Origin of the sequence: Streptomyces sp. NPDC048442 (assembly GCF_040651475.1) — a bacterium.
GTDB lineage: Bacteria > Actinomycetota > Actinomycetes > Streptomycetales > Streptomycetaceae > Streptomyces.
This window is the reverse complement of record NZ_JBEZKB010000020.1, coordinates 37,295-59,464: the sequence shown is the minus strand read 5'-3', so window position 1 is coordinate 59,464 and position 22,170 is coordinate 37,295. Positions and strand designations below refer to the sequence as shown.

Here is a 22,170-nt window from a genome sequence, read left to right as displayed (position 1 = left end):
AGCCATGCTCCACGACACGTACCCAGCACACTCAGGGACGGCGGTCCGCATACGGGGATCGCACTACAGCGGCGGACACCACGGAGAGATCCTCCAGGGCGTCTTCGAGTCCGGCGGACGCCTGCGCCGCGCCCTGATCACCCTGCCCTGCCCCCTCTACGGCTCACAGGCCTTCTTCGAGCCGTCCGACACCGCCACCGGGGTCACCGTCACCGAACCGTGGCGCACCAAGGCCGGCCGCGCCGCCGAACTGACGCTGCGCACCCTGGGCACCCCCCACGCCGGCGGAACGCTCCGGCTGACCAGCAACATCCCGCCCGGCCGCGGCCTCGGCTCCTCCACCGCCGACGTCGTCGCCGCCATCGGGGCCGTCTACGACGCCGCCGGGCGCCACCCCGGCCCTGCCCAGTACGCCGCCCTGGCCGTCGCCGCCGAGACCGCATCCGACGCGCTCATGTACACGCACCGGGCCGTGCTGTTCGCCCACCGCGAGGGCGAGGTCGTCGAGGACATGGGCGGCGCGCTCATGCCGCTGGCCGTCCTCGGCTTCGGCACCAGCCGGGACGGTACGGGCACCGACACGCTCGCCCTGCCGCCCGCCCGCTACACCGTCTGGGAGGTCGAGGCGTTCCGCCCCCTGCTGGGCATGGCCCGCCGCGCGATCCGCACCGGCGACGTCGCGCTGCTCGGCCGGGTCTCGACGGCCAGCGCCCGCCTCAACCAGCGCCACCTCCCCGTACCCCGCCTCCCCGAACTCCTGCGCGCAGCCGACGAGTTGGGCGCCGCAGGCCTCCAGGTCGCGCACAGTGGCGACGTGGCCGGCCTGATCTTCGACCCCGGCCTGCCCGACCTCGCCGCCCGCACCGACCATGCCCGCGCGCGGCTCGAAGCGCTCGGGATTCACGGCACCTGGTACTTCACGACCACAGGATGAGAGCACCGACCATGTCATCGCCCACCCTGCCCGCACCGAGCGCATCGATCGTCGAGGCGACCGTCCTGCCCCGGCTCGTCCGCATCGGCCCCAATCTGTGCGTCGCCGCGTTCACGCTGATGAAACTGCTCCCGGCCCGCTTCATGCTCGACCGCGCCGAACAGCGCGGCGAACTCGCCCCGGGAACCACGGTCCTGGAGACGTCCTCGGGCACCTTCGCGCTGGGTCTGGCGATGGTGTGCCGCCTGCGCGGCTACCCCCTCGTCATCGTCGGCGACCCCGCCATCGACGCCGCACTGCACCGCCGCCTGACCGACCTGGGCGCCCGCGTCGAGATCTGCACGCAGCCCAGCCCGCAAGGAGGCTTCCAGCGCGCCCGCCTCGACCGGCTGGAGGAACTGCGGGCCGAGTACCCGGACCACTATGTCCCCGGCCAGTACCACAACCCCGACAACCCGCACGCCTACGCCAGCGTCGCCCAGCAGATCGCCGAGGCCGTCGGCCCCGTCGGCTGCCTCGTCGGCCCCGTCGGCTCCGGCGGATCGACCGGAGGCACCGCCACCTTCCTGCGACTGGTCGAACCCGGGATGAGACTCATCGGCGTGGACACCTCGCCCAGCGCCATCTTCGGCCAGCCGGACGGACCCCGTACGGTCCGCGGCCTGGGCAACAGCCTCGTACCGTCCAACGTCTCCCACGACGCCTACGACGAGGTCCACTGGGCCGGCCCCGCCGAGGTCTTCCGCGCCACCCGGGAACTCCACGCCCGCCACGCCCTCTACATGGGCCCCACCAGCGGCGCCTCCTTCCTGGCCGCCCGCTGGTACGCCGAACGGCACCCCGACGAGCAGGTCGTGGCCCTGCTCCCCGACGAAGGGCACCGCTACCAGGACTCGGTGTACCGGGACGAATGGCTGGCCGAGCAGGGCGTACTGGACACCCCGGCCGCCACCGCACCGCGCACGGTCACCGACCCCCGCGACGCCATAGGCGGCTGGGCCCGCATGGACTGGCACCGCCGCACCCTGGACGCGGCCCTGCGAGACACCGCCGCGGTGCGTGGCACCGACGCCCTGCGCGCCGTCGACGCCCCGCGCCACACCCACGTCCGACCCGCCACCACCCCCACCCCCATCCCCACGGAGAGCCGATGACCGAGCCGACGCTGGTCCTGGTCGAGTCCAACACCTCAGGAACCGGCCGCCTGTTCGTCCGCCGTGCTCGTGAACTCGGCACCCGGCCGGTCCTGTTGGCCGAAGACCCCGGTCGCTACGACTACGCCCGCGCCGAGGACGTCACCGTGGTCCGCGCCGACACCTCCAGCGTCGCGGGGGTACTCGAAGCGGTCGCCGCACTCGGCAACGGCACGCCGGCCGGCCTGACCACCAGCTCCGACTACTTCGTGCCCGTCGCCGCCGAGGCGGCAGCCGCGCTCGGACTGCCCGGCCCGGACCCGCGGGCCGTGACGCTCTGCCGCCACAAGGGCAGCCAGCACACGGCACTCGCCGCGGCGGGCGTCCCCGTCGCCGGTCACGCCAGGGTGAACAGCACCGACGCGGCCCTCGAGGCCGCCGACCGGATCGGCCTGCCGGTCGTCCTCAAGCCCGCCGACGGCTCGGGCAGCACCGGCGTCCGCCTGTGCCGCAGCCGCGAGGAGATCACCGCCCAGGCCGCCCGCCTGCTGGCCCGTACCCACAACGAACGCGGCATCCCCACCGCCCCCGGGTTCCTCGTCGAGAGTTACGTCGAAGGACCCGAGTTCTCGGTCGAGGTGTTCGAGCACACCGCCGTCACCGTCGTCGGCAAGCACCTCGGCTCCGCGCCCCACTTCGTGGAAATCGGCCACGACGTGCCCGCCCCCGTGCCGGCCGCCACGGCGGAGGCCCTCGCCGACACCGCCGTGGCGGCGGTCAAAGCACTCGGACTCGGCTTCGGGGCGGCCCACGTCGAACTGCGGCTGACTTCCCACGGCCCCGTGCTGATCGAGGTCAACCCGCGCCTCGGCGGCGGCATGATCCCCGAACTGATCCGCTCCGCCCTCTCCGTCGACCTGGTCCGCGCCCAGGTGGCCGCCGCGCTCGGCCGCCCGGCCGACCTCGAACCCCGTACCGCGCACCACGCCGCACTGCGCTTCCTCGTCGTGGAGGAGCCCGCGATCCTCGACGAGTCCGTCACCGCCCCTGCCGCGCTGCCGCTCCACGTCACCGCCATGACACTCACCGGCCGCGGTGGCGTCCCGCTCGCCCCGCAGCACGACCACCGCGACCGCGTCGGTCACGCCACCGCCACCGCGGCCACCGCCCGGGACGCGGCCCGTGCGGCCGACGGCGCACTGACACTGCTGCGTACCGCACTGCGCCCCCGGCCCACCGAGGAGAGCCAGGTATGACCACTACCCCCACCACTACCCCCACCCCCACCGGACGGCTGACCTCCGCCGTGGCCCCCGCCGCCGCGGAAATCCTCTTCGAGAAGCACCTGCGCGCCCCCGCGGACCCGGTCGCCGCCGAACTGCGGCCCACCAGCGACGTCGACCGCGCCCACGTCGTGATGCTCACCGAACAGGGCATCGTCCGGCGTGAGACCGCCGCCCGGCTGCTGACGGGCATCGACGCCCTGCGCTCCGCCGACTTCGCCCCGCTGCGCCGGCGGCCCGCCCCGCGCGGCCGCTACCTCGCCTACGAGGGACACCTCGTGGAGGTCCTGGGCGAGGAGACCGGGGGAGTACTGCACAGCGGCCGCTCCCGCAACGACCTCAACGCCACCGTCCTCAGGCTTCAGTTGCGGCGCCCCTACGACCGGCTGCTCACCGAGACCGACGCCCTGGGCCGCGCCCTCGTCGTCCAGGGCCGGCGCTGGCACACCACCGTCATGCCCGCCTACACCCACCACCAGCCGGCCGTCCCCACCACCTACGGCCACTACCTCGCCGGGGTCGCCGCCGCTCTCGTACGAGACCTGGACCAGCTCGAACACGCCGGGCGCGAGCTCGACGAGAACCCCCTGGGCGCCGGCGCGGTCGGCGGAACCACCCTGCCCATCGACCCGGCACGCACCACCGAACTGCTCGGATTCACCGTGCCCCTGGGCAACTCCCTGCACGCCGTCGCGTCGCGGGACGTCGTCCTGCGGCTGCTGTGCGCCGCCACCGTCCTCGGCGTGCTCCTCACCCGGACCGCGCACGACCTCCAGTCCTGGACCAGCACCGAGAACGCCCTGCTGCGACTGCCCGACGACCTGGTCGGCAGCAGCTCGATGATGCCTCAGAAGCGCAACGCCTTCCTGTTGGAGAACATCCAGGGCAAGGCGGCCGGCGCACTCGGAGCGCTCACCTCGGCGGCTGCCGCGATGTCGACGGCCCGCTTCACCAACGCCATCGCCGTGGGCACCGAGGCGGTCGGGCACCTGTGGTCCGCCCTGGAGACCACGACCGACGCCGTGGTCCTGCTGCGGCTGATGATCGAGGGCGCGGAACCGGACGCCGCGCTCATGGACCGACGCGCCGCGGACGGCCACACCGCCGCCACCGCCCTCGCCGAACGCCTCGTCGCCTCCGGAGTTCCCTTCCGTACGGCCCACCACCAGGTCGGGGACATCAGCAGAGTGGCCCACGCCACCGGCCGCCGCTTCGAGGACGTCGCCGCAGACCGGCTGGGTGAGCGCTCCGGCACACTCCTGGCCCACCTCGATCCGGCCTCGGTCGTCGAGGCCGCCGGAGCGGGCGGCGGCCCCGCCCCGGCCTCCGTGCTCGCCTCCCTCGACGGCAGCGCCGCCACCCTCGGCGAGCTGAGCGCCGCCGCCACCGTACGGCGGGAACGCTGGACAGCCGCGGAACAGAAGCTCACCGACGCCGTATCGGCCCTGACCCACCCCCCTGCCTGACCCCAGCGCCCACCCCCCACCCACACTCCGACCCACAACCGTGAGGAATCCCGGCCCGTGAACCACGTCATCGAACTGCGCAGCGACACCTTCACCCTGCCCACCCCCCGCATGCTCCGCGCCGCCGCCGAGGCTCCGCTCGGCGACGACGTCTACGGCGAGGACCCGACCGTCACCCAGCTGGAGGAGACGGCGGCCAAGATGCTGGGCAAGCCCGCCGCGGTCCTGATGCCCAGCGGCACCATGGCGAACCTGACGGCGCTGCTCACCCACAGCCCGCGCGGCGGCAAGGCCGTCGTCGGCGCCGAGTCCGACATCTACGTGTACGAGGCGGGCGGCGCCTCCGTCGTGGGTGGCATCGTCTACGAGCCCGTCAGCGCGGCCGAGGACGGGACCCTGCCCCTGGACGCGGTCGCCGCGGCCTGCACGGTCGACGCGGACGACCCGCAGTTCGCGCTGCCCGCCGTACTGAGCCTGGAGACGCCGCACAACCGCCGCGGCGGCATCCCCCTTTCCCCCGACTATCTGGCGGCCGCCGGAGCCCTCGCCCGCGAGCACAAGGTCGCCTTCCACCTGGACGGCGCCCGCATCTTCAACGCCGCCCTCGCGCTCGGCGTGCCGGCCGCCACCCTGGCCGCCCCGGCGGACACGGTCCAGTTCTGCCTGTCCAAGGGCCTGTCCGCCCCGATCGGATCGGTGCTCGCCGGTGACGAGGCGTCCATCGCCACCGCACGCCGCTACCGCAAGATGCTGGGCGGCGGCATGCGGCAGGCCGGCATCATCGCCGCCTGCGGCATCGTCGCCCTGGAGGAGATGGACGACCGCCTGGCCACCGACCACGCCCACGCCGCCCGGCTGGCCGAGGGCCTGGCGGGCGTGTCAGGACTGCGGCTCGACCCGGAGCCCCCGCGTACGAACATGGTCTTCTTCACCGTGGACACCGACGCCACCCGACACACCACCGAGTCCCTCATCGAAGGAGCCAGGTCCCGCGGCGTGCACCTCGCGGAACTGGGCCCCGGCCGGCTCCGCGCGGTCACCCACTCCGGTGTGACGGCCGACGACATCGACCGGGCCGTCGAGACCCTCGCTGCGGTCCTGGCCGCCGCACCCATCCCCGCATGGTGAGCAGAACGACCGAGGCCCGCACGCCACCACCCCCGTCCCTCTGGCACCACCGGGCGTTCCGGCTGTTCTGGGCCGCCGACTCCGTCAGCCAGTTCGGTACGTACATCGGCAACACCATCCTCCCGCTGGTGGCCGCCACGACACTGGCGGCCACCCCCTTCGAGATGGGCCTGCTCAGCGCCGCCGAGACGGCCGGCTACCTCCTGATCGGCCTGCCCGCCGGGGTGTGGGTCTCCCGCGTACGCCAGCGGCGCCTGATGAGGCACGCCAACACCGTGAGAGCACTCCTGCTCTGCACCGTTCCGGTGGCCTGGTGGTACGGCCTGCTGACCGCGCCGCAGATGATCGTCGTCGCCCTGCTGTGCAGCGTCTGCGCGGTCCTCTTCGACGTCGCCTACCAGTCCCACCTGCCCGTCCTGGTCGGCCGCGACCAGCTCCTCGAAGGCAACGCCCGCCTCCAGTCCAGCCAGTCCCTGGCCCAGATCACCGGACCCGGGGCGGGCGGCACCCTGGTCCAACTGGCCGGACCCGCCTACCCCGTGCTCGGCACCGCCCTCGGCTACCTCACGGCCGCGCTGCTGCTGCGCCGCATACGCGACCCGGACCCGCCGGCCCCGGCCGACAGCCCCCGCGTCCCCCTGCTCACCGAGATCCGCGAGGGCCTGCGGTACACGGCACGCACCCGCACCCTGCGGGCGATCACGGCCTGCACCGCCACCGCCAACTTCTTCAACGGCGTACTCAGTGCGGTGCAGGTGCTCTTCCTGACCTCCACGCTCGCCCTCACGGACGCCGCGGTCGGCGCCGTCCTGGGCGTCCTGGGCATGGGCGGCCTGGTGGGCGCGGTGTGCGCCCACCGGGTCGTACGGCGGCTGGGGCAGGCGCGGGCGGTGTGGCTGGTACCGCTGGCGACGTTCCCCTCCCTGCTGCTCGTCCCGCTCGCGGGCAGGGGGGTGCTGCTCGCCCCGGCCCTGGCCGGCCTGTTCATCACCGGCTTCGGCACCGTCGTCTACAACGTCGCCCAGGTGAGCTACCGACAGGTGATCTGCCCCGAGGCCATGCTGGCCCGGGTCAACGCGACCGTCCGCTTCCTCGGTTTCGGCGCGCTGACCCTGGGAGCACTCCTCGGCGGCGGGCTCGGCGAACTCGTCGGCATCCGGCCGACGTTGTGGATCGCGGCTGCCGGCACGTCCCTGGCGGCGCTGTGGGTCGTGGGCTCGCCGCTGCGCGGGATGCGGGACTTCGGGTGTAGGGCGGGGGGAGCCGACCGACCATGGTCGTGATCCGCCCCGCCCCCTGCGTCCGGCACGGTCACCGGGAACGCTCGACCTCCTTGTGCCGGCCGTTCTCAGCGGCAGCGGAGCTGCGCTTTACCCGCGCCCGCCCAGAAACAATTCAGCTTCTGCCTTTTGCCCACAGTACGGAGAGCCTGCGCTCGGGGGAATTGGTAGGTCCGTAACGGAAGTCGTTGAGGCTGTAATAAGTGGAACCGTCGACCTCGACCTCCTCCCCGGACCCGTTCTTCAGGAGGTCGTTGGCCAGCACGGAAAGTTTGCCCCATTCCTGCTCCAGAGCGGCTCCGAATGACCCGATGTAGTCAAAGCCGTTCTCCGAGCCGCCCCTGATGGTGTTGGATATCCGGTTCTGAATCCATCCGAAACGCACCGCTTCCGAAGTGGCTCCGATAATCTTCGCCATGTGCTTCCCGTACTTGTCGGAACTGGGCTTGGAGCTTCCGAGACCGGCCAGTGCGGCGAGGTGGCCGTTCAGCGTGGCCCCCTGGAAGTTCTGGTCCTTGTGGCCCCGCCAGGACTGACTCGCCTTCAGATCGCCGTACTGCCCGGTGTAGCCGAGGGTGGTGAACCCGCGGCCGCCATTACTGGGGTAGTGGGTCTGCACCACGGACTCGAGCTGCGTCGAAGTGGACTCGTTGAAGCGGTAGTTGTAGCCCTTCGACGTGAACCCGACCATGTAAAGATCATGCGCCGAGAAGTACAGCGTCAAGTCGTGCGTGGACCCCTTCCACACCTCGACGGCGATGAACTGATTCTTCGTCGTCGTCGTGGTTCCCACACCGTCGACGACCTTCTTCCCCGATATGTCGCGGAGCCGGTGAACCATCTGGTCATAGCTGCCCGCGGCAACCGGGTTCGGGGAGCTTTCAAGCCCTGAAATGTTCCACTGGAACATGGTGAAAGGACCCGTGGGAGTGGCGTGAGCGGCAGGCGACGAGGTGACCTGAGTGAGGCCGCAGACGGTCAGCACCGCACAAATCCACACCGCGACTCTGCGCCTCATCTGCCCGTGTCTCCATGTCATTCGATGCACCTTTCGGATAGAGCTGTCGGATGCCTATCATCGATGCAAGTCCTAACGTTCCACGTGCGTTTGACTAACGCGCCGCCGGTCAGGCCGCGAGGAGTTCCTCGGCGACGAACCCTGCCACGAACTCTTCCGTACGCCGGTCGAAGTCGGCGTACTGTGCCTCTCGTTCGGCGCCCGCGACCGCTTCGCCGACCAGGAGGTTGCCCTCGGCGTCGACATGCTGCGGGCGCTCCTCCGCGTCGGTGAGCAGGCCGACGGTGGACCGGGAGAAGCCGCAGTAGGAGGCGATGCCGTCGTTCAGGTTGGTTTCGAGGACGGTCTGCATCCCCTCCACGAGGGGATCCTCGGCAGTGGCGCCGGCCAGGCCCAGCCACAGCATGCGCTTGCCGGCGAGGCGGGGCTTGCTGCGGCCGTAGGCGAACCCGTAGTTCCATACGCGGTCGATCCAGCCCTTGAGCAGGGCGGGCACGCTCTGCCAGTAGACCGGGAAGACGGCGACGACGACATCGGCGTCGAGGATGCGCTGCATATGGGCCTGCACCTCGTCCGAGTACACCTTGTCCCTGTTGCCCCAGTCCGGCTCGTCCGACGTGTTCATCCCCGGGTCGAACCCCTCTGCGTGCAGGTCGAGCAGGTCGATGCGGTACCCGGCGGCTTCGAGCCGGGCGGCGGCACGGCGGGCCGTGTGCGCGGTGAGGGAATCGGTGCGGTGGTGTGCGACGACGACGAGGGCTGTCCTGGCATGGCTGTCGTGCTGTGTCACGGTGTCTCCCGGCTGGTCTCGGTCGGTTCGATGGATCCAGTACAGCCGCGGTGACGTAGATGATCCATGGGAGAAACGCTACGGAACATAGGAGATCGTCTACGATGCGTTCCGTGGATCCTTTGAGTTCGCTACTGAGTGGCATCCGGGCCGAGGGCTCGGTCGTCAGTCACGCCGTACTGACAGCGCCCTGGACCATCCGCTTCGCCGACGACGCACCCCTCATCATGATCAGCGTGCTGCGCGGCGGGGGCACCCTGCTGCTGCCCGACGGCACCGAGCGAGCGGTCGGCGTGGGTGACACGGCCCTCGTGCGCGGCCCTGCACCGTTCCACCTCGCGGACCGTCCCGCCACCGTCCACCGCTCCCATGTCGCGTACGAGATCGCCTGCTTCACCACGGACGCCGAGTGCACCGCCCAGGAACTCAGCGGTATCCGGTGGGGTACCGACTCGGAGGAGGCGACCGCGCTGATCGTGGGCGCCTACCGCGCCTCGGGCCACCGCCACGAGCGGCTTCTGCGTGCCCTGCCGCCCGTCCTGGTGGTCACGGAGGACGTAGAGGTCTGTGCCTGGCTGGAGCAGGCCGCCGCCGACGCCGCCCAACTCTCTGCCGGTTCCCAGGCGTTGATGGACCGGCTTCTCGACTGGGCCCTGGTGTGCACGTTGCGCAGCTGGTTCGACCAGGCCGGCGCCGACGCGCCGAGCTGGTACCGGGGCATGGCCGACGGAGTTCTCGCCCCCGCCCTGCAGGCCTTCCACGACCGGCCCGCCGACGCCTGGACAGTGGCTTCGCTGGCCGGCCGAGCCGGCGTCTCCCGAGCGCTTTTCGCCCGGCGCTTCACCGAGTTGATGGGCCGCCCGCCCCTCGCCTACCTCACGGAATGCCGTATGGACGAGGCCGAGACGCTGTTGACCGACACGGACCTCAGCATCGCCCAGATCGGCAGGTCCGTGGGCTATGCCGACGCTTTCGGCTTCAGCGCGGCGTTCAAACGCCACAAGGGCCTGAGCCCCCGTACGTTCCGCGCCGCGGCGGCCTGAGCTCCGCTCCGGCGATCGGGCCGAGCGGAGCGAATCCGCCGTATTTGTACGCGCGGGCGCACAGCAGTGGGGCCCCTGAGCGACCCGCCGGATGCAGAACGACACCGGTGCGGCGTCCTTGCGGACCCGCGTGCGCAGTGTCTCCCCGGTGATCCCGAGCTCTGCGGCTACAGCCGCGTACGTACGAAGGTTGGCGCCGCCCGCGCGAAACAGCGCGACGGCACCCCTCGGGAACTCCTCCGGGCAAGCAGCATCGGTGGGCACGTAGAGGCGCTCCCATACCGGACGTCGATCGGCCGACTATCTCCTCCTTCTTTCATGGGCACGGGAGGCTCGCTGAGCCTTCAGAAGCATGACTACAGGAGCAGGGGTCGGCACGTGCGTCGATGGGCGAATGGTGACTTCTGGGCGCACGACGCGCGGCTGTCGGCGGAGGCCGAGGACGAGGCCCGGAACGCCTACCTCGTGCCGGGGTGGCTCGGGCCCGAGGCAGGTGGGCACCTGACCGCCGACGTCCGGCGCGAGTACGCAGCCGAGATCGAAGCGCTCGCGTCCACAGGCGCCGCCGAACGGTGCTTCCAGCGCTACCGGGACGGCCGGCTGCTGCTCGTGGGTGCCGGCTCCGCCCTCTCGGACCTGGTGGGCGGAGCCCTTCGGACCGGCTGCCGCGACCTCCTGGTCGGCCACTCGAACCCGTCGGACGCCCCGGACGCAGCCGTCCTCTCCGGGCTCGTCGAGCGCTCCCGCCGGGACGATGAGCAGCGGGTACGCCTGGCGGACGACGACGGGGCGCTGACCACAACGGACATCGTGCTGCAGGCATCCCGTTCGGTCGCGGAACTCATCGCGACGGCCGACCGGTGCGCGGAGGCAGAAGTACTTCTCGGGCAAGTCCTTTTCAATGAAGAGGAGTTGTGGGCCGGCCCGGTGGGGCCCGCCCACCGCACGGCTGCCGCCTCCGGCTGGCGCAGGCTTCGGGGCAACTCGCCGGCCGGGCCCCAGAGCCGGCAGAACCCGCACGACGTGCCGCCGGACCTCGTCACCCACCAGCTGCTCCGCGCGTGGCTGCGGTGTGCGACCGCGACCGGTGTCGCCACGACCGGTGCGACCACGATGGGTGTCACCACGGCCAGTGCCACCACGACCGGTGTCGCCACGACCTCGGGGACCCACGGCAGCCCGTACCTGCTGCGAACCGATCTGCGGACGCGGATGACGAGCCGGCACCCCTACCGGCCCTTCTCCGCCGTCCCGGGCGTCCCCGCCGCTCCCGCCGCCCCCGCCGTCCCCGCCACGAAGGCGGTCAGCGAAGCCGAAGCCAGGTCGGCCTTCCTGGGGCGGCTCGGCGGAGCCGGCGTCGACGAGGGCGCGCTGCAGGAGGGGACCGCCTCCGTGGTCGATCCGTGGACCGGGCCGGTGCGGGCGGGGGAGGCGAGCGCGGTCGAAGTGGGGCCCTATTCCCTCTGGGAGTACGAAATGGGCGTGGCCGATCCGTTCGCGGTGCGTCCTGCCGGAACACCCGCCCTCATCGTGACGGGACACGGCCGCGCGCGCGAGACGGCGCACCTGGCGGCACTCCTCGCCGCTCTTGCGTCCTACGCCGCCCTCGTCGCCTGCGCGCTCGCCGAAGGAGCCGCCGACCCCTGGGGGCTCGACCTCGTCACGGGAGGCCTGCGCCGGGTTCCCGTACGGGACGCCCACCCCGCCCCGACGGCCGACGCCGGCGCACCCTTCCGGCCCCCGGTGGGCGCGGCCGCCGGGCTGACCTGGGCGCATGCGCTGGAAGCCGGACTGGCCCAGCACTGTGACGACCTGCTGGCGCGAAGGCTCGCCGAGCCAGGCACGCGCGTTCCCCGGCTCGTCCTTCCGATCCACGAAGCCGCGGAGACCGCCGGACTCACCGATGTCCTGGGGCCCCTCCATCTGCTGGGTGACCCGGTCGCCCACGATCTTTCCGCACTGCTGGGCGTGCCGGCCTGTGCGCTCAGATCCGGCCAGAACACGGTCCTCGCGAGCGGTGTCACCCCGGCCGAGGCCGTACGGAACGCGGCGGAGCGCGCCCTGGCCGCCCGCCGGTCCCGTGCGGGCACCGTCGCGGGGGTCGGGCCGCAGCAGGAGGAACAGCTCTCCCGGCCCGCCGGTGCTGGTACGACGCCCGGCCGGGCGCGGTTTGTCGAGGCGTTGCAGGCCTCGGGCCGAACTCCCGTCGCGGTACTGCTGGATCACGACCCGCAGGTCGTGGAGACCTTGCCGTTCGTCGTCCAGGTGGTGCTGATCGAGGAGTGACACACGCAATCCGATCGGCGATTTTCGGCCAGTGCGCGTGACCGGGAAGTCACAGGACGCTCACGCTGCGCCCATGTATCGTGCAGATTCGATCCTGGGGGGCGATCGTTGAACGGGGAGTCGGGGTTCGTGGGGGGAAGCGTTCAATTCAGCGTGCTAGGAGCGGTACGCGCACACCGTGACGGTCTTGCTGTGGCGTTGGGATCCCCGCAGCAGCAGGCCCTGCTCGTGGCCATGGTGCTCCGGCCCGACCGGGTGATCGCCACGCACGAACTCATTGCTTCCGTCTGGGGGGAAGAGCCGCCCAACTCGGCCATCGCGAGCCTGCGCACCTATGTCTGGCGGTTGCGGCACGCCCTGGAAGTGCACGCCGGTACACCCGAGTTGCTCGTCTCGCAGCGCGACGGGTACCGCCTGGTGATCCCGCCGCTCGCCGTCGACATCCACCGTGCGGAGCGGCTGGCGGCGGACGCCGCGCGGGCCCGTGCTCAGGGCGACGACGACGCGTGCGGCCGGCTGCTGACCGAGGCCGTGCAGCTCTGGCAGGGCGCCCCGCTGGCCGGCATCCCGGGACCGTTCGCACAGCAATACCGGGTCAGGTGCGAGGAGTTGCGGCTCGGTCTGCTGGAGGAACTCTTCGAATGCGACCTGCGTGCGGGCCGGTACTCGGTCCTCGTCCCGGATCTGACGGTCTATACGCACGAACAGCCGCTGCGGGAGAGACCCTACGGCTTTCTGATGCGGGCACTGGTGGCCGGCGGCCGTCAGGCGGACGCCCTCGCCGTCTTCACCCGGGCCCGTCAGGTCCTGGCCGAGGAACTGGGCATCGACCCCGGCGCCGAACTCTCCCTGCTGCACCAGCAGATACTCGACGGTGACCCCCGGCTCAGCCCGCCGCCCCAAGAGCGTGCGGTGGTCCCAAGGTCACCGAGTGCGCAGGTTCCGGTACCCGAGGACGCCGAGCCCGCCCCGGCCGACGATCCGGCCACCGCGCTCGCCCGGCCCGCCCAACTCCCCGCGGACACCTCCGACTTCATCGGACGCGCCGGGCACGTGGAGGACCTGTGCCGGGCACTCACCGATCCGGCGCGCGCCTCGCTTCCGGTGGCCCTGGTCAGTGGCATGGGAGGTATCGGCAAGACCACGCTGGCGCTGCGGGTCGCCCACAAGGTCAAAACGAGCTACCCGGACGGACAGCTCCACGCCGACCTGCGCGGCAGCGGACTGGACCCCGCCGACCCCGGGACGGTCCTCGGCAGCCTGCTGTGCGCGCTGGGTGTGACCGTCCACGCACTGCCCTCCACCACCGAGGACCGCGCACGGCTGTTCCGCACCATGCTCGACGGCCGGCGGATGCTGCTCCTGCTGGACGACGCCAGGGACACCGCCCAGGTCAGGCCCTTGCTGCCGGGCTCCGCCGACTGCGGTGTGATCGTCACCAGCCGCACCCGGGCGGTGGGCATTCCGACCCCCGCCGCGGTGGCCCTGGACGCCTTCGGCACAGCGGAGGCCACCGGCCTGCTCGCGGCGATCGTCGGCGTCGGCCGGGTCGCCGCCGAACCCGAATCGGCCGTCGAACTGGTCACCGCCTGCGGCCACTTGCCCCTGGCCGTACGGATCGTGGCCGCCCGGCTCGCCGCCAGGCCGCACTGGCAGATCGCGACCATGACCCGCCGCCTCACCGACGAGCGGCGCCGCATCGGCGAGCTGCGCGCCGGAGACATGGCGATGGCCGCCGTCTTCGAACTCGGCTACCACCAGCTGCCCGACGACCAGGCGCACGCCTTCCGGCTGCTCGCCCTCGTCGCCCGCCTCGGCATCGGGCTCGAAGCGGCCGCCGCGGCCCTCGGCCTCGACGAGTACGCCGCGGAGGACCTGCTGGAGTCGCTGGTGGACGCCGCGCTGCTGGAGGCCCCGCAGCCGGGCCGCTACCGCTACCACGACCTGGTCCGGGCGTACGCCCTCCAGCTCCAGGCAACCCCGGGCGAAGGCGGCTCCGAGAGCGGTCCTCCCGCCCTGGCCCCGCTCCTGGACCACCTGCTGGCCGGGGCCCGTGCGGCCTTCCAGCTCATGGTGCCGGGCGATCCGGCCGAGGCGTTCCTCACGGTCGGCCCCGGACCGGGGCCGGTCTTCGCCGACCTCGTCCAGGCCAGGGCCTGGGTGACGGCCGAATTCGAGTGCCTCACCAACGCGGTGACGCTGGCGGCCCAGAGCCCCGCCGCCGCAGGCACCCGGATCCTGCGGGTGGCCGCGGACGTGCTGGTGGCTCTCACTCCGTTCGGCAAGGACATCCCGTACGCGGAACTCGCAACGGCCGCAGCGCAGTTGGCCGAGACCGCCGCACGGCGCGGCGACGACCACGCCGCGGGCCGGGCCCTCTTCGTGTGCGGCAACGCCGCCCTGCAGAACGCGCAGCTGGAGGCGGCCGCGACGCTCACCCACCGTGCGGCGCAGGCGTGCGAGCGGGCCGGAGACCTGGTCATCCTCCGCCAGACCCTCAACGACCAGGGGCTGATCGCGCAGCTCCTGCACCGGTACGAGACCGCGGCCCGCTCCTACGACCAGGCCGTCGAACTGGCGCGCCGCCTCGGCCAGTTGTCCGGTGAACTCGTGAGTTCGCTGAACGCCGCACAGGCCAGACTCCGTACCGGCCGGGCCGAAGAAGCACTGCTCGCCTGCGAGAGCGCACTCGACGCACTGCACGCGGTCGGGGACCAGCACGGTGTCTCCTACGCGCTGTACGTGCGGGCGATGGCCCTGCACGAGCTGGGGCGGTACGCCGAGGCGGTCTCGGGTTACCAGCGGTGCGTGGACATCTGCGAGACCCGGCAGATCCGCGGCCAGGAGGCGCAGGCCCGGTTCCGGCTCGCGGAGACGCTGCGGGTCACGGGCCGCCACGCCGAGGCGGTACGGGAGGCCGGCCGCGCCCTGGACCTCAGCGAACTGCGCGGGGCCGAGCGCGACCAGGGGCTGTCGCTGCTCGTCCTGGCGCGGGCGCTGGCCGATCTGGGGAAGGGCGAGGAATCGCTGGTCCGGGCGAGCCAGGCGTACACGCTGTTCGCCCGGCTGGGGCTGCCCGACGCCGACCATGCGGCGGCGCTGGTCGCCTCGGTCGAATCGATGGCGTGAGGGCTTCATATACACGCTCGGAAAGTGCGCTGTTTTCGCAGGTCAGGGCGCATATCCAGCGTCTATGTGGCGTAGAGGGGAGCTTGGAAGTGTCGCACTCGACAGCAAGTACGACGAGTGAACGGCAGAACTTACGATGCGAACCGTCAGATCCCTTGCTCTGCGTCCCTTGCTCCTCGTCGCAGCGCTCGCCCTGCCCCTTACCGCTGCGGCCCTGGAGTGCGAACCGGCCGCCGTGCCGATGAACGTCCTCGCCGGCGATGTCGCCGGAGACCCCCCGCCCGAGGTCGTTCCGCTGGAGTGGAACAGCAGGGGCTGAACGAGCCGGAGCGGTCCGTCACCGGAGGCTTCCGGCGGCCCGCCGTGCCACAACAGGTCTGAAACCGGGGGGGAGTTCATGATGGGTGGCAGTTCGTCCGCGCCGAGACAGCCGGACGTCGCGGAAATGGTCCGCAGCGCGCGGACACGGTGCGGGGTGAGCCAGCGCGACCTTGCCGAAAGGTCCGGCATCGGTCTGCGCACGCTGCGCGAGATCGAGCGGGGCCGGGTTCTCGCCCCCCGGTCGGGCTCGCTGCACAGGCTTGCCGAGGCGCTGCACGACCCGGCGCTGGTCGCGCAGGTGGCAGAGGCGGCGGGCGGCGGAGGCGGCGCGTACCGGGAGAACGACCCGCTGGTCCTGCGCATCCTGGGCCGGTTCTCGGTGTCCCGGGGAACGGCGGCCGTGGCCGCGGGCACGCCCAAACAGCAGTACCTGCTGGGCCTGTTGGCGCTCCGGGCCAATGCGGCGGTCGAGCGGGAAGAGATCATCGAGGTGCTGTGGGGCGAGGAACCCCCCGACACCTTCGGGCAGTTGATCCACACCTATGTCTCGCGCATCCGGCTGCTGCTGGAGGCGCACCGGACTCCGGACGGGAACGGGAACGGGAACGGGACGGCCGTCGTGCGGCGAGGCGCCGCCTACACGCTCCGGATCGACGACGAGAGCCTGCTCGACCTCACGGAGTTCGGCCGCCTCACCCGCGAGGCGCAGCGCGCCCACGCCGGCAACGACCCCGTGGCCGAACGCGTCCTGCTGGGCGACTCGTTGCGGTTGTGGCGGGGACGGCTGCTGGAAGGAATGCCGGCGGCGCTCCAGGAGCACCCTGCGGCAGCCGAGTGGGCGCGGCGGCGGGTCGCCGCCGCCCTCCGGTTCGCCGATCTCACGCTCGCCGGGGAGCAGTGCGAGGAGGTGCTCGTCCAGCTGGGCCCCCTCGCGCTGCACGAGCCGCTGCACGAGGCGCTGCACGCCCGCCTCGTCACCGCGCTCGCAGGATCGGGGCGGCGGGCCGAGGCCCTCGCGCTGTTCGCCGCCGTCGACCGCCGCCTGCGCGAGGAGAGCGGCATCGGGCCGGGGGACGAACTGCGCGGCGCCCAGCTGGCCGTGCTGCGGGACGACGCCCGCGAAGGCCGGGTGCCGGTCGCCAGCCGGGCGCTCGCCCCCGCCGACGGCAGCCACCCCGTCGAACTTCCGCAGAGCGTAGGGGACTTCGTCGGCAGAGCCGAGCACTACCAGGTCAGGCAGTACCTGACCGGGCAGGGCCCGCAGGCCGTGTTCGGCGCGGCCCCGATCGCCGCGCTGCACGGACCCGCCGGAGTGGGCAAGAGCGTACTGACCACCCATGTCGCCGCCTCCGTCGCCCGGCACTTCCCCGACGGGATGCTGTACGCCAGGATGCGTACGGGCAGCGCGTCGGAGGTCCGCGACCTGCTGCACGGCTTCCTGCGGGCGCTGGGCGTACCGTCCGCGGAACTCCCCGACGACCCGGCGGAGGCCGGGCTCCGGTACCAGCAGCTGGTGGCGGGCCGCAAGGTCCTGGTGGTCGTCGACGACGCGGCAGGCGAGCGCGCTGTCCGGCCGCTGCTGCCGTCGGGCCCGGGTGGCGCCGCGCTGCTCAACAGCCGTGCACCGCTCCTCGGGCTGGAGGGAGCACAGCACTTCAGGGTGGAGCCGTTCACCGCCGACCAGTCCCTCTCGCTGCTCGTACGGATCGCGGGCGAGTCCCGGGTGCTCCCCGAACGCGAGGCGGCCGAGACCGTCGCCGGACTGTGCGGCGGAATTCCCCTGGCCGTACGGATCCTGGGCATGCGGCTGGCGGCGCGGCCGCACTGGACGCTCGCGCAGCTCGCCGACCGGCTGGCCGACGAGAGCCGGACGCTGGACGAGCTGGTGGCCGGCGACCTCACCGTTCGCGACCGGCTGGGAGCGGGCCACGACGGCCTGGCGCCGGCCCTGCGGGAGACACTGCACGCCCTGGCGCGGGACGTCACCAGCGGCTTCACCGTGCGTGAGGCGGCCGCGGTCCTGCACTGCGGTACCCGGGACGCCGAGGAGCAGCTGGAACAGCTGGTCGACCGGCAGCTGCTGGAGGCTCCGGCGCGGCCCGGCTCCGCGTACACCTTCCTGCCGCTCACCAGGCTCCACGCGCGGGAGCGGGAGGCGGCCATCGCACGGGGCACCGTACGAGACACCGCACAGGGCCCCGTACGAGACACCGCTCGGGGCACGGCATGAGGCGGCGCCGGAAGGCCGCGCCGTCCCCGCGTCCGGGCTCACGCGTCGCGTCCGCGGAGCACGAGCCAGCCACCCACCGCGGCGGCGGCCGCCCAGAGCGCCAGGATCAGCGAACCGGTCACCGGGCCGTACGGGGCCGCCGGGTCCAGGTGGATGCGCAGGGCGTACTGGCCGGCACGGTCCGGCAGGTACCAGGCCGGTTCCCGTATGCCCGGGATCACGGACAGGACGGGGGAGACGAGGTAGAGCGCCGGTACCAGGAGGCCCAGGGAGAGCGGCCGGCTGCGGAGCATCGAGGCGGCGCCCGTGCACATGACGGCCAGGAGCGGGAAGTACAGGGCGCCCGAGACGACCGCGCGGACCGTTCCTTCCTCGCCGAAGGAGATTCCGTGTGCGCCGAGCAGGTACTGCGAGAGGAAGAAGGTGCCGGCCGAGGCGACCGCTCCCGCAGCGAGCGCCAGGACGGCCACGGTGATCAGCCGGGCGCCGTAGCGCGGGCCGGCCCGGAGTGCCGGTTCCCGGGCCGCGGAGGAGGACGAGGAGGTCCGGCCGGCGAGGGAGGGACAGTCGTTGTCGGCCACCAGGACCGCGAAGGCGATCACGAGGACATGAGCGAAGCAGAGACCGTAGTAGCCGAGCCGGACCGGGTCGAAGTCCTCGGTGCCGGACGCGGCGGCGCCGACCGAGGCGCACACGCCCGCGCCGACGGCGACCAGGAGGACGGCGGAGAGGGGCAGGGCCCAGCGGACCGGACGAACCGAGCGGACGCGTGCCCACTCCGCGCGGAGAACGGCACGGAAGGACACGTCCACGGCGGGCGCGGCCCCCGTACCGTCCGCGCACTGCCTGTCGCTCTTCACGCCCTCGTTCCTCACGCCGTCGTTCCTCACGCCGTCGTTCCTCACGCGGTCGCTCTTCACGCTGTCGTTCTTCGAGAAGTGGGCGTTTCTCAAGGCGTCGTTCCTCATGTCCCAGAGCCAACCGTCTCCCCGCGCGCGGCGGATCCCCCGGTGGCGGGAACCTTCTCCCTCCGGGGAGGGAGGAACCGATGAGGGCTCTCAGGCCGTTGATCAAGATTGTTTCTGCCGTTGCCCAGGGGCGTACCTACACCCGCGGACTGCATCTGCTCCTCGGCGCGGCCGTGGGGCCGGTGTGTGTGCTGGTCTATCCCGGCATCTCGCCGTCCCTCCCGCGGACCCTCCTGTCCGCGGCGCTGGTCCCGGTGCCCTTCCTGCTGCTCCTGGGGATGCTGCCGGGCGTGCGGCGTGCCGAGGGGATCCAGGCCCGGTACCTGCTCGTGCCGGGCGACGAGGACGAGATCGGCCTGGCCGCCGCGAAGGGATTCGCGGAACGCGGGCGCACCGGTGTGTGGCTCGTCGCGCGGACGTGGTGGGGACTCCTCGTCGCGAGCCTCCTCGCCCAGCTGCTCTCCGTGACCGGGACCGTGGCGACCGCACCCGCGGTCGAGCAGTCCCGCCGGATCCTGGGCCTCGACATTCCCGGGGGCCACGCACACATCTGGTACCTGGCGTTCGTCCCGCTCCTGCTCCTGCTCGGGGTGGCCATCGTCGTCTACGCGGGAGAGCTTCAACTCGCCCTGGCCAAAAGGCTGCTGGGCCCTTCCGCGGCGGATCTGCTGGCGGCCGCCGAGCGCCGGGCGGACGACCTGCTGGCGCGCAACCGGTTCGCGGGCGAACTGCACGACTCCCTCGGACACGCCCTCACCGCGACCGTCCTCCAGGCCGGCGCCGCACGCGAACTGATCGACGTGGACAGGGACTTCGCGGTCCGCGCGCTGTGCGCCATCGAGGAAGCAGGCCGCCGCGCCCTGGAGGACCTGGAGCGGACCCTGGGCCACCTGAAGGGGGAGGAGGACGACGCGGCCAGGACGGCGCGTCCCACGCTGGCGGACGTCGGGCCGCTGCTGGAGGCGAGCCGGGCGGCGGGGGTGACCGTCAACTGCCGCACGGCCGCGAGCTTCGACGGGGTGCCGGGCGTGGTCACCCGTGAGGCGTACCGCATTCTCCAGGAGTCGCTGACCAACGTCATGAAGCACGCCCCCGGTGCGGCCGTGGACGTCGTACTGGAGATCAGGGAGGACCAGTTGGAACTCTCGGTGGTGAACACGCTGGTGAAAACGGCCGGCCGGACCTCCGGCACCGGCAAGGGGCTGCGGAGCATGCGGGAGCGGACCGCGCTCCTGGGCGGCCGGGCCACCGTCGGGCCCGATTCGGGACGCTGGACCGTCAGTGCCTCGCTGCCCCTACGACTGGGATCCTGACATGGACATATCCGTCCTGCTCGTCGACGACGAGGAACTCGTCCGGACCGGGATGGCCGCCATCCTCGGCAACAGCCCCGGAATCACCGTCGTCGGTGAGGCATCCGACGGCTCCGAGGTGGTCGCGAAGGTGCGGGAACTGCGCCCGGACGTGGTGATCATGGACGTCCGGATGCCCCGGGTCGACGGGATCACCGCCACGCGTGAACTGATGACGGCCCTGCCGGAACCGCCGCGCGTCCTGGTGATCACCACCTTCGAGCGCGACGACTACGTCTACGAAGCGCTGCGGGAGGGAGCTTCGGGGTTCCTGCTCAAGCGTTCCCGGCCGGCCGAGATCGTCCAGGCCGTGCGTACGGTCGCCACGGGGGACTCGGTGCTCTTTCCCACCGCCATCCGCGGGCTGGTCGCGGGACGGCTGAAGCAGGCCGCCGGCGGAGCGCTGTCCCATGTGCGGTTCACGGAACGGGAGGCGGAGGTGCTGCGCCTGATGGGGCGGGGAATGTCGAACGCGGAGATCGCGGAGGCCCTGTACCTGGGGGTGCAGACGGTCAAGACCCACGTCAGCAGCACCCTTGCCAAGCTGGGGGCCAGGGACCGCACCCAGGCCGTGGTGATCGCGTACGAGTCGGGCTTCATCGAGGTCGGCTGAGGCCGGGCGGCGACCGGGCAGCGACCGGCAGCGAGAGAAGGTCACAGGTGGTCGGGGAAGGTCACAGGTGGTCAGGGACGGTCACCCGACGAGGTCCCTGAGCCGGGCGACGACCGAGGCTTCGCTCTCACCGTCCTGGGGCACCGGGACGATCTGGAGGTGGGTGACCCCGGCCTCGCGGTAGGCGTCGACGCGGTCCTTCACATAGCTCTCCGTGCCGCAGATCGTGGTCGCCTCCAGCAGCGCGGACGGGATCGCGGCCGCCGCCGCGGCCCTGTTGCCCGACAGGAAGAGCCGCTGGACGGTCGCCGCCTCCTCGGCGAAGCCGTACCTGCTGACCAGGTTGTAGTAGTAGTTGTGGCCCGGCGCGCCCATGCCCCCGACGAACAGGGCGAGTTGTTCCCGGGCCAGCTCCCTCGCGCGGGCGGCGTCAGGACCGATGGCGAGCAGTCCGCCGGCGGAGATCTGCAGGGGTCCCAGCCGCGGGTCGCGGGCGGCCGCGCCCTCCCGCAGCGACTCGCCCCACGCGCGGTCGGCCCATTCGGGAGCGAAGAACATCGGCAGCCAGCCGTCGGCGGTCTCCGCGACCATGCGGACGTTCCTGGGCCCCAGTGCGGCGACCCACACGGGAACGGAGGGGCGGACGGGCGGAGTGAGCAGCTTCATGGGGATGCCGAGGCCGCTCCCCTCGCCCGCGGGCAGGGGCAGCCGCACGCTCCGGCCGCTGTACTGGACGGCCTTGTCCCGCCGCCAGAAGGCGCGCATCACCTCGATGGTCTCGCGGGTACGGGCGAGCGGGGCACCGTAGGGCACGCCGTGGAAGCCCTCGACGACCTGCGGTCCTGACGAGCCGAGCCCCAGGTGGCAGCGGCCGCCCGAGAGCGCGTCGACGCCGGCCGCGGTCATGGCGAGCAGGGCGGGCGTACGGCTGAAGACCGACAGGATGCCGGATCCGATGCCGATCCGCTCGGTGCGGGCGGCGAGGTAGCCCATGAAGCTGGGGGCGTCGTAGCCGTACGCCTCGGGAACCCAGATCAGGTCGAGCCCGGCCTGTTCGAGTGCGGCGACCTGACCGGCCGCGGCGACGATGTCGGTGTCGTACTTGAGCTGCATGGAGATCTTCATGGCGGGTGTGCTCCGATGTGTGAGGGGCCGCTGCCTGAGAGGGCCGATGTGTGAGGGGCCCATGTGCGAGG

General features: G+C 72.2%; 17 protein-coding genes. 13 read left to right on the top strand and 4 right to left on the bottom strand.

Features of this window, described 5'->3' with window-relative positions; all coding sequences use genetic code 11:
- The first annotated feature begins 4 nt into the window (after positions 1–4).
- The 6 genes from AB0D18_RS27045 to AB0D18_RS27020 are packed head-to-tail and all read left to right on the top strand — an operon-like array spanning position 5 to position 7,227.
- Complete coding sequence (locus tag AB0D18_RS27045) at positions 5–934, top strand: GHMP kinase (protein WP_362423719.1); 930 nt, start codon at positions 5–7, stop codon at positions 932–934.
- An 11-nt stretch (positions 935–945) separates the two neighbouring features.
- On the top strand, positions 946–2,088 hold the full coding sequence (locus AB0D18_RS27040) for a pyridoxal-phosphate dependent enzyme (RefSeq protein WP_362423716.1): 1,143 nt from the start codon (positions 946–948) through the stop codon (positions 2,086–2,088).
- Positions 2,085–3,323, top strand: a complete 1,239-nt coding sequence (locus AB0D18_RS27035) for an ATP-grasp domain-containing protein (protein WP_362423713.1) — start codon at positions 2,085–2,087, stop codon at positions 3,321–3,323. Before AB0D18_RS27040 ends, AB0D18_RS27035 begins: the two co-directional genes overlap by 4 nt.
- Complete coding sequence (locus AB0D18_RS27030; RefSeq protein WP_362423710.1) at positions 3,320–4,816, top strand: argininosuccinate lyase; 1,497 nt, start codon at positions 3,320–3,322, stop codon at positions 4,814–4,816. Before AB0D18_RS27035 ends, AB0D18_RS27030 begins: the two co-directional genes overlap by 4 nt.
- Before the next feature lie 57 nt (positions 4,817–4,873).
- Positions 4,874–5,944, top strand: a complete 1,071-nt coding sequence (ltaE, locus tag AB0D18_RS27025) for a low-specificity L-threonine aldolase (protein ID WP_362423707.1) — start codon at positions 4,874–4,876, stop codon at positions 5,942–5,944.
- Complete coding sequence (locus AB0D18_RS27020; RefSeq protein WP_362423704.1) at positions 5,938–7,227, top strand: MFS transporter; 1,290 nt, start codon at positions 5,938–5,940, stop codon at positions 7,225–7,227. The genes ltaE and AB0D18_RS27020 overlap by 7 nt, the downstream gene beginning before the upstream one ends.
- A gap of 112 nt (positions 7,228–7,339) precedes the next feature.
- Here the strand turns inward: AB0D18_RS27020 and AB0D18_RS27015 are convergent, their stop codons facing one another.
- On the bottom strand, positions 7,340–8,134 hold the full coding sequence (locus AB0D18_RS27015) for a ribosome-inactivating family protein (RefSeq protein ID WP_362423702.1): 795 nt from the start codon (positions 8,132–8,134) through the stop codon (positions 7,340–7,342).
- A gap of 217 nt (positions 8,135–8,351) precedes the next feature.
- Positions 8,352–9,032, bottom strand: coding sequence for an NAD(P)H oxidoreductase (locus AB0D18_RS27010; RefSeq protein WP_362423700.1), 681 nt, complete (start codon positions 9,030–9,032; stop codon positions 8,352–8,354).
- A gap of 104 nt (positions 9,033–9,136) precedes the next feature.
- Here AB0D18_RS27010 and AB0D18_RS27005 point away from each other — a divergent pair, with 104 nt between their 5' ends.
- From AB0D18_RS27005 to AB0D18_RS26985, 5 genes are all read left to right on the top strand, one after another.
- Entirely contained in the window at positions 9,137–10,075 is a 939-nt protein-coding gene (locus AB0D18_RS27005) for an AraC family transcriptional regulator (RefSeq protein ID WP_362423697.1), read from the top strand.
- Positions 10,076–10,453: 378 nt separating this feature from the next.
- Positions 10,454–12,361: a hypothetical protein gene (locus AB0D18_RS27000; RefSeq protein WP_362423694.1), complete on the top strand. Its 1,908-nt coding sequence runs from the start codon at positions 10,454–10,456 to the stop codon at positions 12,359–12,361.
- Positions 12,362–12,553: 192 nt separating this feature from the next.
- Positions 12,554–15,490 (top strand): BTAD domain-containing putative transcriptional regulator, encoded by a 2,937-nt coding sequence (locus tag AB0D18_RS26995; RefSeq protein WP_362423692.1) that lies wholly within the window; start codon positions 12,554–12,556, stop codon positions 15,488–15,490.
- A gap of 169 nt (positions 15,491–15,659) precedes the next feature.
- Complete coding sequence (locus AB0D18_RS26990) at positions 15,660–15,809, top strand: hypothetical protein (protein ID WP_362423689.1); 150 nt, start codon at positions 15,660–15,662, stop codon at positions 15,807–15,809.
- Between the two features lie 78 nt (positions 15,810–15,887).
- Positions 15,888–18,041 (top strand): BTAD domain-containing putative transcriptional regulator, encoded by a 2,154-nt coding sequence (locus tag AB0D18_RS26985; RefSeq protein ID WP_362423686.1) that lies wholly within the window; start codon positions 15,888–15,890, stop codon positions 18,039–18,041.
- Between the two features lie 38 nt (positions 18,042–18,079).
- Here AB0D18_RS26985 and AB0D18_RS26980 read toward each other — a convergent pair whose 3' ends face one another.
- Positions 18,080–18,901, bottom strand: coding sequence for an ABC transporter permease (locus AB0D18_RS26980; RefSeq protein ID WP_362423683.1), 822 nt, complete (start codon positions 18,899–18,901; stop codon positions 18,080–18,082).
- 188 nt (positions 18,902–19,089) lie between these two features.
- On the opposite strand from AB0D18_RS26980, the gene AB0D18_RS26975 reads away from it, so the two are divergent.
- Positions 19,090–20,322: a histidine kinase gene (locus tag AB0D18_RS26975; protein WP_362423680.1), complete on the top strand. Its 1,233-nt coding sequence runs from the start codon at positions 19,090–19,092 to the stop codon at positions 20,320–20,322.
- Between the two features lies 1 nt (position 20,323).
- Entirely contained in the window at positions 20,324–20,974 is a 651-nt protein-coding gene (locus AB0D18_RS26970) for a response regulator transcription factor (protein ID WP_362423677.1), read from the top strand.
- 81 nt (positions 20,975–21,055) lie between these two features.
- On the opposite strand, the gene AB0D18_RS26965 is transcribed toward AB0D18_RS26970, so the two are convergent.
- Positions 21,056–22,099: an LLM class F420-dependent oxidoreductase gene (locus tag AB0D18_RS26965; RefSeq protein WP_362423674.1), complete on the bottom strand. Its 1,044-nt coding sequence runs from the start codon at positions 22,097–22,099 to the stop codon at positions 21,056–21,058.
- Positions 22,100–22,170 lie beyond the last annotated feature (71 nt).

What these genes read in the sequence shown, in the direction of transcription:
- AB0D18_RS27045 (WP_362423719.1), top strand. Translation starts at nt 5, where the DNA reads ATGCTCCACGACACGTACCCAGCACACTCAGGGACGGCGGTCCGCATA.
- AB0D18_RS27040 (WP_362423716.1), top strand. Translation starts at nt 946, where the DNA reads ATGTCATCGCCCACCCTGCCCGCACCGAGCGCATCGATCGTCGAGGCG.
- AB0D18_RS27035 (WP_362423713.1), top strand. Translation starts at nt 2,085, where the DNA reads ATGACCGAGCCGACGCTGGTCCTGGTCGAGTCCAACACCTCAGGAACC.
- AB0D18_RS27030 (WP_362423710.1), top strand. Translation starts at nt 3,320, where the DNA reads ATGACCACTACCCCCACCACTACCCCCACCCCCACCGGACGGCTGACC.
- AB0D18_RS27020 (WP_362423704.1), top strand. Translation starts at nt 5,938, where the DNA reads ATGGTGAGCAGAACGACCGAGGCCCGCACGCCACCACCCCCGTCCCTC.
- AB0D18_RS27015 (WP_362423702.1), bottom strand. Translation starts at nt 8,134, where the DNA reads ATGTTCCAGTGGAACATTTCAGGGCTTGAAAGCTCCCCGAACCCGGTT.
- AB0D18_RS27005 (WP_362423697.1), top strand. Translation starts at nt 9,137, where the DNA reads ATGCGTTCCGTGGATCCTTTGAGTTCGCTACTGAGTGGCATCCGGGCC.
- AB0D18_RS26985 (WP_362423686.1), top strand. Translation starts at nt 15,888, where the DNA reads ATGATGGGTGGCAGTTCGTCCGCGCCGAGACAGCCGGACGTCGCGGAA.
- AB0D18_RS26975 (WP_362423680.1), top strand. Translation starts at nt 19,090, where the DNA reads ATGAGGGCTCTCAGGCCGTTGATCAAGATTGTTTCTGCCGTTGCCCAG.
- AB0D18_RS26970 (WP_362423677.1), top strand. Translation starts at nt 20,324, where the DNA reads ATGGACATATCCGTCCTGCTCGTCGACGACGAGGAACTCGTCCGGACC.
- AB0D18_RS26965 (WP_362423674.1), bottom strand. Translation starts at nt 22,099, where the DNA reads ATGAAGATCTCCATGCAGCTCAAGTACGACACCGACATCGTCGCCGCG.